This is a genomic window from Streptomyces triticirhizae (genome assembly GCF_003696235.1).
Taxonomy (GTDB): Bacteria; Actinomycetota; Actinomycetes; order Streptomycetales; family Streptomycetaceae; genus Streptomyces; species Streptomyces triticirhizae.
This window is the reverse complement of sequence record NZ_RFFJ01000167.1, coordinates 1-13,958: the sequence shown is the minus strand read 5'-3', so window position 1 is coordinate 13,958 and position 13,958 is coordinate 1. Positions and strand designations below refer to the sequence as shown.

The window sequence follows — 13,958 nt, the reverse complement described above, 5'->3', positions numbered from 1 at the left end:
CGCGGCCAGGGTGGCGGCGCGGGCGGCGCGGGCCGGCAGGGCCGGGTCGGCGGGGGCGCGCAGCAGGGTCAGTTGGTGGTAGATGGGCGCGGTGGCGGCGACCAGCAGCGCGCGGGCGTCCGTGTCGGCGCGCGGCAACTCGCCGCGCGCCGCCGCCCGTTCCACCAGCGCCTCGCAGCGGCGGTAACGGTCGTCCCAGAAGCGGCGCAGCGCCAGCGCGGCGTCCGGGGAGCGGAACGAGGCGGCGATCAGGGCCGTCGCGATCGGCGGGTCCTCGGTGAGCCCGGCCAACACCTCCTCGTTGAGCGCGGTCAGGTCGCCGAGCAGGCTGCCGGTGTCGGGCGGCGTCCAGGTGTCGTCGGCCGCCGCGTCGAGCAGGTCGGCCAGCAGGCCGCCGACATCGCGCCAGCGCCGGTAGACGGTGGTGCGGTGCACGCCGGAGCGGGCGGCGACGGAGTCCACGGTGAGCGCGTCGAAGCCCTCGGCCACCAGCTGTTCGCGCACCGCGCGGTGCACCTGCTCGCGCACGCGGGCGCTGCGCCCGCCCGGGCGGCGGCGCGGGGTCTCCCGGGGCGGCGGCGGGTCGTCGGTTGACGGTGGGGGGGACGGCATGGCACGATTCTAACGCAACTATTGTCGCATTACAGAGGTGCTCCGTGCTCAACCGAGGTGTTCGTCCGACCATCCGGCCGCTGTCCGTCGCGGCCGTTCCGTCCTCGCACACCCCGGAGTCACCCCTTGCGCACACAGATCACCGCACACGAACTCACCAAGTCCTACGACGGCCGGCTCGTTCTCGACGCGGTCAGCTGCTCCTTCCCCGCCGGTGAACGCGCGGCCGTCGTAGGGGAGAACGGCTCTGGCAAGAGCACCCTGCTGCGGCTCCTCGCCGGCCGGGAGCGGCCGGACGCGGGCCGCGTCGTGGTGCACGCCGGGGGCACCTCCCGGACGACGTTTGGAGGAGGCGGCGTCGGCTCGTTCCTCCAGGAGGAGGCGCTGCCGGCGACGCTCACCGTGCGGGAGGTGCTCGACCGTTCGCTCGCCGAACTCCGCGCGATCGAGGCCAGGTTGCGCGCGCTGGAGGCCTGGATGGCGGCCGACGAGGCCGCCGCGCTCGGCGACGGCGGCGAGGAGTACGGCCGGCTGCTGGCGCTCTTCGAGCTGCGCGGCGGCTATGACGCCGAGGCCCGCCTGGAGCGCGCGCTCGCCGGGCTCGGCCTGGTCGATCTGGAGCGTGGACAGCGCGTCGGGACGCTCTCCGGCGGCGAGTTGGGCCGGCTGCGGCTGGCCGCCCTGCTGGCCGCCTCGCCCGAGGTGCTGCTGCTCGACGAGCCGACCAACCATCTCGACGACCGCGCCGCCGACTGGCTCGCCGACCACCTGCGGGCCCGGCGCGGCACCACCGTGGTCGTCTCCCACGACCGGGACTTCCTGGAACGGGTCGCCACCACCGTCTGGGAGGTCGACGCCGACCGCCGACAGCTGGTCAGGCACGGCGGGGGCTACGCCGGCTACCTCGCCGAACACGCGGCGGCCCGCCGCCGTTGGGCCGCCGAACACGCCGCCTGGCGGGCCGAGATCGACCGGCTCACCGAGGCGGCGGCGACCACCGCCCGCCGGGTCGCGCCGGGGCGCGGCATGAGGGACGGCAACAAGATGGCCTACGACCGGGCCGGCGGCCGGGTGCAACGCTCGGTCGCCGGCCGGGTCCGCAACGCGGAGGAACGACTTCGCCGGCTGCGCGCCGAGCCGGTGCCGCCCCCGCCCGAGCCGCTGCGCTTCACCGCGCCGCCGCACGTCGCGCCGCTGGACGGCACCGTGCTCGCCGCCGAGGGCCTGGCCGTGGCCGGCAGGCTGGCGCCGCTCGACCTGACCGTCGAGGCCGGCGCGCGGCTCCTGGTCACCGGCCCCAACGGCGCGGGAAAGAGCACCCTGTTGAACGTGCTGGCCGGCGAACTCGCCCCGGACCGAGGCACGTTCACCGCCCGTGGCCGCATCGCCCGGCTCGGCCAGGAGCCGCCGCCGGCCCGACCCGGCCAGACGCTGCTGGCCGCCTTCGCCGAGGGCCGGCCCGGCACGGCGGACGAGCACGCCGAACGGCTGCTGGCGCTGGGCCTGTTCGCCGCCGACCGGTTCGACACCCCCGTGGACCGGCTCTCCACCGGGCAGCGGCAGCGCCTCGCGCTGGCCCGGCTGGTCAGCGCGCCCGTGGACGTGCTGCTGCTGGACGAGCCGACCAACCACCTCTCGCCCGCGCTGGTCGAGGAGTTGGAGGCCGCGCTCGCCGACCACCCGGGAACGCTGGTGGTCGTCAGCCACGACCGCCGGCTCCGCGCCGGCTGGCGCGGAGCCGAGCTGCGCCTGACCCCGGCCCGCCACAGCCACGTCTGAACGGGCGCCCGGTCCCTCAACCTCCCCCTCCACACAAGGAGTTGCTTATGCCATCCCTGTCCCCGATCCGTGTCTCCGACGCCGAGGCCGGCCCCTACGCCGTGGCGTGGGGCGGCGGCCCAGGCGCGGCCGCGCTGTGGTTCACCCTGGTCCACGCCGGGGCCGTCGGCCGGCTCGACCCCGGCGGGCGGGTCGCGATCCACCCGCTCGACGCCCCCGGCTGCGCCCCCTCGCTCATCACCCCCGGCCCCGACGGCGCCCTGTGGTTCACCCGCGCCGGCGACCACCGCATCGGCCGGATCGACGACGCGGGCCGGGCCACCTCGTTCCCGCTGCCGACGCCCGAGGCCGGCCCGTTCGGCATCGTCACCGGGCCCGACGGGGCGCTGTGGTTCACCGAGTCGCGCGCCGACCGGATCGGGCGGATCACGGTGGAAGGGGAGGTCGAGGAGTTCCCGCTGCCGCTGGCCGGCGCCTTCCCCTCGGCCATCGTCGCGGGGCCCGACGGCGCGCTGTGGTGCACGCTCAACCAGGCGCACGCGCTGGCCAGGGTCACCGTGGACGGCGAGGTCACCGTTCACCCGCTGCCCACCGAGGGGGCCGCGCCGGTCGGGCTGACCGTGGGCGCGGACGGGACGCTGTGGTGCGTCGAGATCGGCGCCGGGCAGATCGCGCGGATGACGCTCGACGGGCGGGCCACGGAGTTCCCGCTGCCCGACCGCGACTGCCGGCCGCACGCCATCGTCGCCGGCCCGGACGGCCGTTGCTGGTTCACCGAGTGGGCCACGGCCAGGATCGGCGCGATCGACGCGGCCGGCCGGATCGAGGAGTTCCCACTCGCCGAGGCGCTGCCGCCGGACGGCGCCCCGGCCGAGCCACACGGCCTCGCGTTCGACGCGGAAGGAACGCTCCACGCCGCGCTGGAGATCGGGCTTCTGGCCCGCTACCGGCCCTGAGCGGGAACGATGGCCCGCAGGGCGCGGGGGCGCGCGGGCCGGCGAACGCGCCTGCGCGCCGCGCGGGTTGGCGCCGGGCGTGGACGCTCAGACCTGGCCGGTCGGCAACACCGTCAGCTGCTGGAGGTTGACCCGGGGCGGCAGCGAGGCCAGGAAGCCGACGGTGGTCGCGATGTCCTCCGGGACCAGCCACTCGTGCTGGGACCTGGTCGAGGCCAGCCACTCCAGGGCGTTCTCGTCCGTCACATGATCCTGCAACTCGGTGCCCACGATGCCCGGTTCGAGCGCGGTGACCCGCACGCCGCGCGGCCCCAGCTCGGCCCGCAGATTGCGGGACATGTGCGAGACGAACGCCTTGGTGCCCGAGTAGACGGCGAACCTGGCGAACACCCCGAACGCCGCCACCGAGCTGACGTTCACCAGGTCGGCCACGCCGCGCTCGTCCACCGAGCGCAGCAGTTGCGGAACGAACGCGCCGACCACGTTGAGCACGCCGCCCGCGTTGAGGTCGAGCTGGCGCCGCCACACGTCGGTGGCCACCGCCTCGACCGGGGACGGCAGCATCACGCCGGCGTTGTTCAACACGAGGTCGGCGTCGCCCAGTTCGGCGGCTACCCGCTTGGCCGCCGCCTGGACGGCCGCCTCGTCGGTGACGTCCACGGCCAGCGGAAGCGCCGTGCCGCCGGCCGCGTCGACGCGCGCGGCCAGCGCGTCGAGCCGCTCCACGCGGCGGGCCAACAGCGCCACGCGGGCGCCGAGTTCGGCGAGATGCTCGGCGGTCGCCGCGCCGATCCCGCTGGACGCGCCGCTGACGACGGCGACCCGCCCGGCCAACGGGCGGTGGCGCGCGGCCTCGTCACGGGTGGCGTCGTTCGTCGTGTTCCGGGGTTCGGTGGGAGACGCGTCGGGGGAGAGGGAAGTGGACACGAAGTGCCTCTTTCGGTGAGGGAGCTGGGGCCGGGGCGGTGCGCCGCCGGCCTGCCTCCCCAGCAGACCAGCCGGCAGGGCCCGGCGGGGCGCCCCGGCGCGCCCTGCCCGGGCAGGTACCGGCAGGGCCACCCTGGGGCCGCCGGGCGCGGCCCCGAGCCGGCACACTGGGGAAGGTGGACCGTGGTAGCGAACTCGCCGACTTCCTCCGCACCCGCCGCGCCCGCGTCACGCCCGAGGCGGCCGGGCTGCCGCCGGACGCCCGCCCCCGGCGGGTGTCCGGGCTGCGCCGGGGCGAGGTGGCGCAACTCGCCGGCGTCAGCGCCGAGTACTACACCCGCCTCGAACAGGGGCGGGCCCGCAACCCCTCGCCCGAGGTGGTCGAGGCGCTGGCCGCCGCGCTGCGGCTCGACCTCTCGGAACGGGAACACCTGCACAACCTGCTGGCCAAGCCCGCCCGTTCGGAACGCCGCGCGCCGGCGGGACCGCAGCGGGTCAGGCCGGGGGTGCGGCTGACGCTGGCCGCCCTGGAGCACGTCCCCACGTTCGTGATCGGGCGCCGCACCGACGTGCTGGCCACCAACCGGCTGGCCCGCGAGGTGACCACCGACTTCGAGGCCCTGCCGGCCAGGCACCGCAACCTCGCCCGCTATCTGCTGCTGGACCCCGAGGCGCGGGAGCGGACCGTGGAGTGGGAACGGGCCGCGTCCGAGACCGTCGCCACCCTCCGCCTCGACGCCGGCCGCTACCCGCACGACCGGCTGCTGGCCGACCTGGTGGGCGAACTGATGGTGCGCTCACCCGAGTTCGGCACCTGGTGGCACGACCATCGGGTGCTGCGCCGCACCCATGGCCTCAAGCGCTACCGCCACCCGCTGGTGGGCGACCTCACCTTCCACTACGAGTCCTTCCCGGTGGCGGGCGAGCCGGACCAGACGCTCTGCGTCTACAACGTCGAACCCGACTCCGAAACCGCCCACGCCCTGACCCTCCTCGGCACCTGGACGGCCGACAGATAGCGCTGGCGCGGGGTGCGCTGGCGCGCGGCAACGGGTTGGTGTGAGCGCGGCGACGCTGCCGTCTCTGGACTGGCGCTTGGCCGCGCTGGCGCGCGGTGTCGGGGTGTCGGTCGGTGCCGGCGCCCCGCCGGGGGCAGGCCCGCCGTCGTCACAGGAGGGTGCTGAGGTTGGCGGATGCGTGGAGGAGGGCGCGGGATCGGGTGGTGATGTCGGCCTCCCGCGCGGCCAGCGCCACCGTGACGTCCTCCGAGCGGCGGCCGCGCCGCAGCTCCGGCATGAGCGCGCGGAGGGGCGCGATGCGGTATCCGGACCTGCGCAGTTGGTGAACGATCCGCGCGTCCCGCACCTGGGCCGGCGTGTAGCGCCGCGTTCCCCGCACGGGGTCGCGGTCCGGGACGACGAGGGACTCCGCGTGCCAGTGCCGCAGCGTCGAGGGGCGCACGCCGAGGGCGGCGGCGAGTTCGGAGATGCTCATCGAGTCCGACGCGCGCACGTCCTCGATCGGCTCGTCGGCGATCGCCAGGGCCGCCTCGCGGGCCAGCCCCAGTTCGGCGCGCTCCGCGTCGAGTTGGGCGTGCACCCCGTCGAGCAGGGCGAGTGCCCGGGAGGCGGGGCCCCGGTGGAAGGCCCGGACGATCCCCTTGGCCTTGACCGGCCCAGCGCCGGCGGCGAGTGCCCGGTAGGCGAGCACGGATCGCAGGTGCGCCTCGCCGTAGATCCGGTAGCCCGTGGTCGTGCGCGCGGCCGGCGGAAGCACGCCGTCGCGCTCCAGGTTGCGGATCTGCTGCGCCGAGTACCCGGCGCGCCGCGCGAGATCGGCGGTGCGCAAACCAGCGGATTCGAGACCTTTCATCCGTCTGCCCTCCCCGTCGACGCCGAAGTCCCCACAAGCACCTGAGGGTCAGGCTAGAGCGCATGACCATGGACGAGATCATCGACTGGGTGAGCGGGCTCGACGGCGTGCTGACCCTCAGGCCAGCGCCGGGCGACGGGACGCCGGAGACCAGCTGGGGCGACACGTTCTTCTACTACGCGCCCGACGGCGCGGTCCCGGCGACGGGGCAGCCGTTCGCGACCATCGTGACCAGGGACCAACCCGGCGACGGGGCCTCGCGCCTGGACCGGCCGGACACCTTCCGCGTGAACATGGCCGCCGGCAGGGAGGCGTTCGTCCGGTGGACCGGTCGCGCGCCGCGCGAGGCGGCCTCCGTCGAGGTCGATCACGGCGTCACCGACGCCGTGATCCCGCACCCCGTCTACGGAGCCGCCGGCTGGCTGGCGGTGGTGAACCCGGGCGAGCGCGCCGGGGCGGCGACCCGCGAGCTGTTGCGCACGGCGCACCGCCTGGCGCGCGCACGCCACGAGCGCCGCACCGCCTCGGGCACGCCCTGAGCGACCGCGAGCCCACGCGAGGGCCTCGGTCCCGTCAACGCACAAACGGTGTCTGCCGACCTGCGACAGCGGGTACCTTCACCACGGCACCCCGCACAACAACCACGGCCTGGAGGCCCTTCATGCCGCGACATTTACATCGATGAAGACGAGTTTGGCAACCCCTCTGCTGTCTGGCAGATCTGGGACCACGATGCCAATGTGCTGAGAATGACGCGGTTCGCACAGCAGCACGCCAGGCCCACGGTCCTCTCGGAGCCCGGCCCGCCGGACTTCACCGAGGACGGCGCCGACATCTCGGGTCTCGAACCCGAGTTGGCGACGGAGTGGGTGGAACGGCTCTTCGGACCGCTCAGCCACCAGGGCCCGATCCCCGGTCAGGAAGGCGAGCACGACCTCTCCGAGGTGATCCGCGCGGTCACCCACGTCGACCTCGACTTCCGCCACCGCCGGGACGGCATCCCCGGCGAGGACTCCGAGTTCCCGCCGGACAGCACCTGGTTCGTGGACGGGCGGCCCTCCCGGTACGGGTCGGCCACCGAGGCGTTCCGCCGAGGGCTCGCCGAACAGTCCTTCAGCACCACCTGTCGTTGACCGCGCGGCGACCACTCCCGGGTGGTCGCCGCTCCCCGACCCCCCACCGAAACCCCACCGAGACAGGCAGGGACGACACTTACATGAGCCGAATATCGACACGATGGGCAAGGCGCTCGACGCTGCTGGGCGTTGGGGTGCTGCTCACCGCGCTGCTGGGCACACCGGCGGCCACCGCCGCGCTCACCGACGACGCGGGCACGGCGACCACGGAGGCGGCGGCCGTCGCCTCCGATGAGACCGCCGGCGCGTCCACCGGCGCCGACGACGTGGCGCCCGCCGCCAACGGCACCCCCATCTCCGAGGGCACCGGCCTCTACCCGCGCGCCATCCGGCTCGCCCACAACGGCGACGCCAACGGCCGCATCCTCGCCAGCACGGTGACCTTCGACGACAACAACGGCATAGGCGCCATCCACGAGTCCACCGACAACGGCGCCAGCTTCCGGCAGGTTGGCGCCGTCGCGGACCCCGACTCGTCCGGCGGCCAGGGCCTCTGCTGCGCCACGCTCTACGAACTGCCCCAGCAGGTCGGCGACCTGCGCGCCGGCACCCTGCTGTGGGCCTCCTCGGCCGGCCAGGACGAGACCGACCGGCGGATGGCGCTGCGCATCTGGGCCAGCGACGACATCGGCCGCAGCTGGGACTACCTCTCCAGCTGCGTGGTCGCCAGCGGCACCGGCGGCCTGTGGGAGCCGGAGTTCTCGGTGGCGGCGGACGGAGCGCTGGTCTGCCACTACGCGGACGAGACCGATCCGGCGCACAACCAGAAACTGGCGGCGGCCCGTTCCTACGACGGCGTCAACTGGGTCGACCACAAGAACACCGTGGCCAGCACCTGGGAGCCGGACCGCCCGGGGATGCCGGTGGTCAGGAAGCTGCCCAACGGCACCTACTTCATGATCTTCGAGATCTGCAACCCGGGCGGCCAGTACCAGTGCGTGGTGCACTACCGCACCTCGCCCGACGGCTGGGACTGGGGCGACCCGGCCCACCTGGGCTTCCGCCCGGAGACCGCCGACGGCAAGTACCTGCGCGCCGCGCCCACCGTCGCCTGGTCCCCGGCGCCCGACGGCAACCCCAACGGACAGCTGGTGATCGTCGGCCAGATGGTGCTGAACGCTGACGGCTCGACCGCGCCGGAGAACGGCCAGATCGTGCTGGTCAACAACGCCAACGGCGAGGGGCCCTGGCGGGCCGCCCCGGCACCGGTCCAGGTGCCGACGGCCGAACCCAACTACTGCCCCAACTACAGTTCCCCGCTGCTGCCTTCGGACGACGGACGGGAGCTGTTCCAGATCGCGACCGACTGGGACGGCGACGTCTGCCGCGCGTACTTCGCGACGGGTTCGCTGTGACGGACGGCCCCGCCCCGGGGGCGGGGCCGCCAACCCCCTGAACGGGACCGGGCACGCCACTGCGCCGCGTGCCCGGTCCTCTTGCCCGCGCGGCGCCGCTGCCGCGCGCGGCCGGCAGCCGTCACCGCCGACGCCCCGCCCCGACCGCCCGAACCGCCGTGGTGGCCCCGTCGTCCGAGCCGGCGGGCGGACGCGAACGGTGGAGGAGACGGCCCACTCCGGTGGGGCCTCCCTCCGCACCGCGATCGGATGTGACCGGTCAATTTCGGGTTCGATCGCGCTCACCGGGGAAGCTGTAACCGGCGGCGAGAACGGGTCGGACGCGCGCGTCCCGGGCCCCTCGCCCGGACCGGTCCGACCGCCGGCCCGCCCCCCCACCAAACCCCCACAACCCACCGCCCGAAGACCAGCCCGCACCCCGAGCACCCCCGCACGGAGGGAACCCAACGTGCCGCACGACCAGCTCAGCGCCCTCTACCCGCGCGAGCGCCTCGCCACCGTCCTGCCCCCACCGGGCCGTTGGCGTCCCCTGCCCCCCGCCGCCGACCGCGCCGCCTGGGGCGCGGTCCCCGGGCCCGCCCGGGCCAGGACCCTCGCCCTCGCGCGGGCCCACCTCGCCGACGAGCTGCCCGAGCTGCCGGCCGATGGCTTCACCGCCTACGGCCGGACCGGCGACCGGGAGCGCTACGAGCGCGCCTACTTCGCCCGCCGCACCCGCCTGGGCGCCGCCGTCGCCCACACCGTTCTCGCCGGGCCCGGCACCGCGACCGCCGAACTCGACGCCGTGGCCCGGCTGATCTGCGCCGAACCCACCTGGTGCCTGCCCGCCCACGAGATGTCCCACGACGCCCAGGGCGACCCGGCACCCGACCCCGCCCGCCCGACCGTCGACCTCTTCGCCGCCGACACCGCCGCCCTCCTCGCCCACACCCTGCTCCTGGTCGGCGACGAACTCCCCGAGGAGACCGCCGCGTTGGCGCGGGCCGAGGTCCGCTCGCGGGTGCTGGTGCCCTACCGCACCAGAGACGACTGGTGGTGGCTCGGGCTGGGCGGCGAGAAGCTCAACAACTGGACCAGCTGGATCATCTCCAACGTGCTGCCGGCGGCGCTGCTGCTGGAGGAGACCGCCGAGGAGCTGCTCGACAGCGTGGCGCGCGCGGTCGGCACCCTGGGGCGCTATCTGGACTCCCTGCCCGAGGACGGCGGTTGCGACGAGGGCATCCACTACTGGTGGCGCTCGGCCGCCTCCTACTTCGAGTGCGTCGAGGCCCTCGCCGACGCCACCGGCGACCCGGCCGCGCTGCGGCTGCCGAAGACGGCCGCGCTGGCCCGTTACCCGGTGACCGCCCATGTCGCCGGGGACTGGTTCGTCAACTTCGCCGACGGCCGGCCCCGGATGGGCAGGGTCGAGCCCGGCCTGCTCTTCCGCTACGGTCGGCGCGTCGGCGAGCCCGAGGTGGCCGCGCTGGCGACGGCCACCCCGCCCGCCGACTCGCTGGACGCGCCCGACGTCTCGCTGGCCCGGCTGCTCACCCCGCTGCTCGACGCCGAGTGGCAGGCGGCCGCCGCCGAGGGGGCGGGACGGCCGCCGCTGGTGCGTCAACGGTGGCTGCCGGACACCGAGTTGCTGGTCGCCCGCGAGCGCGGGGGCGATCCCGAGGGGCTGTTCCTGGCGGCCAAGGGCGGCCACAACGGCGAGTTCCACAACCACAACGACGTCGGCTCGTTCGTCCTGGCCAACGGCGGCGTGCCCGTCGTCATCGACCTCGGGGTCGGCACCTACACCAGGAAGACCTTCGGCCCCGACCGCTACGACATCTGGACCATGGGCTCGGCCTGGCACAACCTGCCGCTGGTCAACGGCGTGCAGCAGGCGCCGGGCGAGGAGCACGCCGCCCGCGAGGTGACGGCCGTCCTCACCGACGACGCCGCCCGGCTGGAACTGGACCTCGCCGCCACCTGGCCGGCGAAGGCTCAGGTCACCGCGTGGCGGCGGGCGTTGACCCTGCGCAGGGCCGACGCCGACGGCCCGGCCGAGGTCGCCGTCGAGGAGACCTGGCGGCTCGCCGCGCCGCCCGGCTCCCTGGCGCTGCACCTCGTCACCACCCACCCGGTGGCCGCCGGGCCGACCCCGGGCAGCCTGCTGCTGGGCGCGCCCGGGCACCGGGTGCTGCTGGAGTACGACCCGTCCCTGTTCTGCATGGCGGCGGAGGAACGGGCCGTGGACGACCCCAAGTTGGCGGCCGTCTGGGGCGCGACCGTGCACCGGGTCCGGCTCGTCGCCACGGCGCCCATCGCCGAGGGCACCACCCGCCTCACCTTCCGCGCGGCCGAGGCCGGGCGGCGCGGGGCGTGAACGGGAGGCGCCGGGCGTGAACGGGCGGACGCGCGCCGCCCGTTCACGCCCTTGCCCGCCTGCCCGTTCACGCCCGTGCGCGTCGCCGTCAGCGGTGGTGGCCGCCGCAGGGCCGGACCACGGAGATGGTCGCCGAGTCCGGCTCGGAGCGCAGCCGGCCGTCCCGCGTCAGGGCGGCGGCGCTGTTGGTGATCTCGCCGCAGTCGCCGCGCTTGTGGCTCACCTCGTACCGGCCGGCGCAGCGCGTGGTGTCGCCCGGCTCGCCGGCCGGCGCCAACTCCTCGGTCGCGCACACCACGTCCGCCACCAGATCGTCCACCACGGCCACGCCCTCCGCCGGCTGGTCGGTCAGGTTGGAGACCGTGTAGGTGTACCGCGCGCGCTCGCCGAAGTCGTAGGGACCCGGGTCCTCGACGGTCTTGGTCAGCGCGAGGCCCACCTCCGAGCCCAGGTCCACGGTGACCCGGTCGGGCGGCGAGGTGACCACCGTCCCCCCGATCGTCCCGCTGGCCACGGCCGTGTTGGTGACGCTGCCCCGCGCCACGTCCTCCTCCGTGACCACATAACTCCCGTAACAGGTCATGCTCTCCCCGGGCCACAGCCGGCCGCGCGGGCAGGCCACGCCCTCCGCGACGTCGTCGATCACCAGCAGCTCGCGGATCGTGGCGTCGCCGTTGTTGGTCACCACGTACTCGTACGGCACCTCGGTGCCGACCGGCACCGGCTCTGGCAGCCCGGCGTCGGCCGGGACCCGCTTGTCCACGCTCAGCAGCGGCGGTTGGGGCCCCGGATGCCCGCCGGTCGCGTGGTGGAACGGAGGAACGGGCGGCGCCGACGGCTGGGCGTGCGCGGACGCGGCCGGCAGCAGGGCCGCGCCCAGCAGCCCGAGCAGCGCGGCTCCGGAGCTGACGGCGCGGGAACGGACATGAGGGATAAGTTTCGCGTTTCGTGCCTTCACGGGTGCCCACGGTAGGGCGTGCCCGAGCCGTTCCGTGGGACCAGCGCGGCACGCGGGCCGGCCGCCACCCTTCGGGCGACGGCCGGCCGTTCCCCCTTCCGGCGGCCCGTCGCTCAGGCGCCGTCGGCCGAGACCACCGGCAGCCACAGCTGCATCGGGCCCGGCTCGCGGTTGGCCCACAGCCGGTAGGGCACCGCCGTCAACGCCACCCGCTCCACCGCCGGGCGCGGCTCGTCAGCGGGACGGTAGAGCGGCGCGTCCGCCGCCGGCGCCGGACGCGCCAGCCCCGTGCCGCGCAACACGACCGTGCCGCCCAGCAGTTCCGGCCGCCGCTCGACCTCCCAGGCGCCGTCGCGCTCCACCGCGACATCCCGCACATCGACGCCCTCGTGGTCCGCCTGCTCCAGGCAGAACACCAAGGGGCCCCGGGTCAGCGCGATCCGCCCCCATGTCGCCCGCACCCACGGGTGCGCCGCCAGCGGCCGCACCGGCAGCTCGTAGGTGCCGGTCAGCACCTCACCCGCCCGCCAGACCCGGCGCAGCACGGTGAACCCGTCCACCGCCTCGCCCTCGACCCCGGCCCCGTCCACCGCCCAGCCGGCCGGCGCACTCGCCCAACCGGGCAAGGGCAGCGCTATCCCGCACGCCCCCTCGGGCGCGTTCACCACCTCGATCGAGACCGCGCCCTCCCACGGATACGCCGTGGAGACCGCCAACTCCAGCGTCCCGCCGGCCACCTCGGCCCGCACCCGGCCCTCGGCCAGCAGCAGCGTCCACAGCGTGTCCGCGTCCGTCGCGAAGGCGTACGAGGGCAGCGACGCCACCAGCCGCGCCAGGTTCGGCGGGCAGCAGGCGGTGCCGAACCACGGGCTGCGCCGGTGGCCGCCGTTGTCCGCCAGCGGGTTCACATAGAAGAACTCCTCGCCGTCCAGGCCGATCCCCGACAGCAGCCCGTTGTGCAGCACCTCCTCCATCGCGTCCCGGAACTCGCCCGCGCGGGTGCGCAGGAACATCCGCCACGCCCACTGGAAGTGCGCCACCGAGGCGCAACTCTCCGCGTACGCCCGCTCGTCGCCCAGCTCCCAGCGCGCGCCGAACGCCTCGCCCTCGTGCCGCGAGCCGGCGCCGCCCGTCACATAGCGCTTGCGGTCGGTGAAGTCCCGCCACAGCGCGGTCACCGCCTCGCCCAACGGGCCGGTGCGCTCCGGGAGTTCGGTCACCACGTCGGTGGCGCCCGTGTACAGGTAGAGGGCGCGCACCGCGTGCCCCACCACCTCGCGCTGCTCGGCCAGCGGCGCGTGGTCCAGGTGGTAGTCCCGGCCGCCGATCGCCCTCGGCTCGGCGCCGTGCTGCTCCACGAACCACAGCGCCTGCTCCAGATACGCCGCGTCGCCGGTCGCCCGGTACAGCTCGACCAACGCGGTCTCGTACTCCGGGTGCCCGTCGGCACCCGGCCGCCGGCCGGGCCCGAAGACGCTCCAGACATGCGCGGCGAACCGGATCGCGACCTCAAGCAGCCGCCGTTCCCCGGTGGCCCTGAAGTGCGCGACGGCGGCCTGCACCAGATGGCCGCCGCAGTACATCTCGTGCTCGTCGCGGATGTTGCTCCAGCGGCGCGCGGCGCGCTCGCCCACGAAGTACGAGTTGAGGTAGCCGTCCTCGTCCTGGGCGGCCTCCAACACGGTCACCACCGTGTCGATCCGCTCCCGCAGCCGCGCGTCGTCCGGGTCCTCGGCCAGCTGCCAGCAGGCGGCCTCCAGCCACTTGTGGACGTCGGAGTCCGCGTAGTACTGCCCCTGGAAGTCGGCCACCGGGTCGCCCCCAAGCAGCCCGCCGGCCCGCCGCAGGTTGTCGATCGCGCCGCACTCCTCGCAGCGCCGGTAGATGGTCTCCAGGGTGACCTCGCGGTTCCGCCGCCGCACCTCGGCCAGCGGGCCGCCGGTCAGTTCGGCCGCGCGCAGCGGAACGGGCGTCAGCAGCGCGCCCGGCGCGCCGCGCGGGTCGGCC

The 13,958-nt window shown here is 75.2% G+C and carries 12 protein-coding genes; 7 read left to right on the top strand and 5 right to left on the bottom strand.

The features are described from left to right. A partial coding sequence (locus tag EBN88_RS23205) for a TetR/AcrR family transcriptional regulator (RefSeq protein WP_147472814.1) occupies window positions 1–612 on the bottom strand: 612 nt, incomplete at its 3' end. Between the two features lie 126 nt (window positions 613–738). Here EBN88_RS23205 and abc-f point away from each other — a divergent pair. Both abc-f and EBN88_RS23195 read left to right on the top strand, forming a co-directional pair. Next, the gene (abc-f, locus tag EBN88_RS23200; protein WP_122399019.1) at window positions 739–2,391 is read left to right on the top strand and encodes a ribosomal protection-like ABC-F family protein; all 1,653 of its coding nucleotides are present in this window, start codon (window positions 739–741) and stop codon (window positions 2,389–2,391) included. A gap of 47 nt (window positions 2,392–2,438) precedes the next feature. Then, the gene (locus tag EBN88_RS23195; RefSeq protein WP_122399018.1) at window positions 2,439–3,347 is read left to right on the top strand and encodes a Vgb family protein; all 909 of its coding nucleotides are present in this window, start codon (window positions 2,439–2,441) and stop codon (window positions 3,345–3,347) included. Between the two features lie 87 nt (window positions 3,348–3,434). On the opposite strand, the gene EBN88_RS23190 is transcribed toward EBN88_RS23195, so the two are convergent. Next, entirely contained in the window at window positions 3,435–4,181 is a 747-nt protein-coding gene (locus EBN88_RS23190) for an SDR family oxidoreductase (RefSeq protein ID WP_407703452.1), read from the bottom strand. A gap of 269 nt (window positions 4,182–4,450) precedes the next feature. Between EBN88_RS23190 and EBN88_RS23185 the strand changes: the two genes are divergently transcribed. Then, a complete protein-coding gene (locus EBN88_RS23185) occupies window positions 4,451–5,293 on the top strand; it encodes a helix-turn-helix transcriptional regulator (RefSeq protein WP_122399016.1) in 843 nt (280 codons plus the stop codon). Window positions 5,294–5,441: 148 nt separating this feature from the next. Here the strand turns inward: EBN88_RS23185 and EBN88_RS23180 are convergent, their stop codons facing one another. Beyond that, window positions 5,442–6,122, bottom strand: coding sequence for a MerR family transcriptional regulator (locus EBN88_RS23180; protein WP_233580870.1), 681 nt, complete (start codon window positions 6,120–6,122; stop codon window positions 5,442–5,444). An 86-nt stretch (window positions 6,123–6,208) separates the two neighbouring features. Between EBN88_RS23180 and EBN88_RS23175 the strand changes: the two genes are divergently transcribed. From EBN88_RS23175 to EBN88_RS23160, 4 genes are all read left to right on the top strand, one after another. Further along, window positions 6,209–6,685 carry a DUF6194 family protein gene (locus tag EBN88_RS23175; RefSeq protein ID WP_122399014.1) on the top strand — a complete coding sequence of 159 codons (477 nt, stop codon included), beginning with the start codon at window positions 6,209–6,211 and terminating at the stop codon, window positions 6,683–6,685. A 210-nt stretch (window positions 6,686–6,895) separates the two neighbouring features. Next, the gene (locus tag EBN88_RS23170; RefSeq protein WP_122399013.1) at window positions 6,896–7,279 is read left to right on the top strand and encodes a hypothetical protein; all 384 of its coding nucleotides are present in this window, start codon (window positions 6,896–6,898) and stop codon (window positions 7,277–7,279) included. Between the two features lie 83 nt (window positions 7,280–7,362). Continuing rightward, window positions 7,363–8,637, top strand: coding sequence for a sialidase family protein (locus EBN88_RS23165; RefSeq protein WP_122399012.1), 1,275 nt, complete (start codon window positions 7,363–7,365; stop codon window positions 8,635–8,637). A 448-nt stretch (window positions 8,638–9,085) separates the two neighbouring features. Continuing rightward, window positions 9,086–10,993, top strand: coding sequence for a heparinase II/III domain-containing protein (locus EBN88_RS23160; protein WP_122399011.1), 1,908 nt, complete (start codon window positions 9,086–9,088; stop codon window positions 10,991–10,993). An 88-nt stretch (window positions 10,994–11,081) separates the two neighbouring features. Here EBN88_RS23160 and EBN88_RS23155 read toward each other — a convergent pair whose 3' ends face one another. Continuing rightward, window positions 11,082–11,951, bottom strand: a complete 870-nt coding sequence (locus tag EBN88_RS23155) for a DUF7507 domain-containing protein (RefSeq protein WP_122399010.1) — start codon at window positions 11,949–11,951, stop codon at window positions 11,082–11,084. A 113-nt stretch (window positions 11,952–12,064) separates the two neighbouring features. Further along, window positions 12,065–13,958, bottom strand: a 1,894-nt coding sequence (locus tag EBN88_RS23150; protein WP_147472813.1) for a glycoside hydrolase family 127 protein, incomplete at its 5' end; no start/stop codon positions are given.

What these genes read in the sequence shown, in the direction of transcription:
- EBN88_RS23175 (WP_122399014.1), top strand. Translation starts at nt 6,209, where the DNA reads ATGACCATGGACGAGATCATCGACTGGGTGAGCGGGCTCGACGGCGTG.
- EBN88_RS23195 (WP_122399018.1), top strand. Translation starts at nt 2,439, where the DNA reads ATGCCATCCCTGTCCCCGATCCGTGTCTCCGACGCCGAGGCCGGCCCC.
- EBN88_RS23165 (WP_122399012.1), top strand. Translation starts at nt 7,363, where the DNA reads ATGAGCCGAATATCGACACGATGGGCAAGGCGCTCGACGCTGCTGGGC.
- EBN88_RS23170 (WP_122399013.1), top strand. Translation starts at nt 6,896, where the DNA reads ATGACGCGGTTCGCACAGCAGCACGCCAGGCCCACGGTCCTCTCGGAG.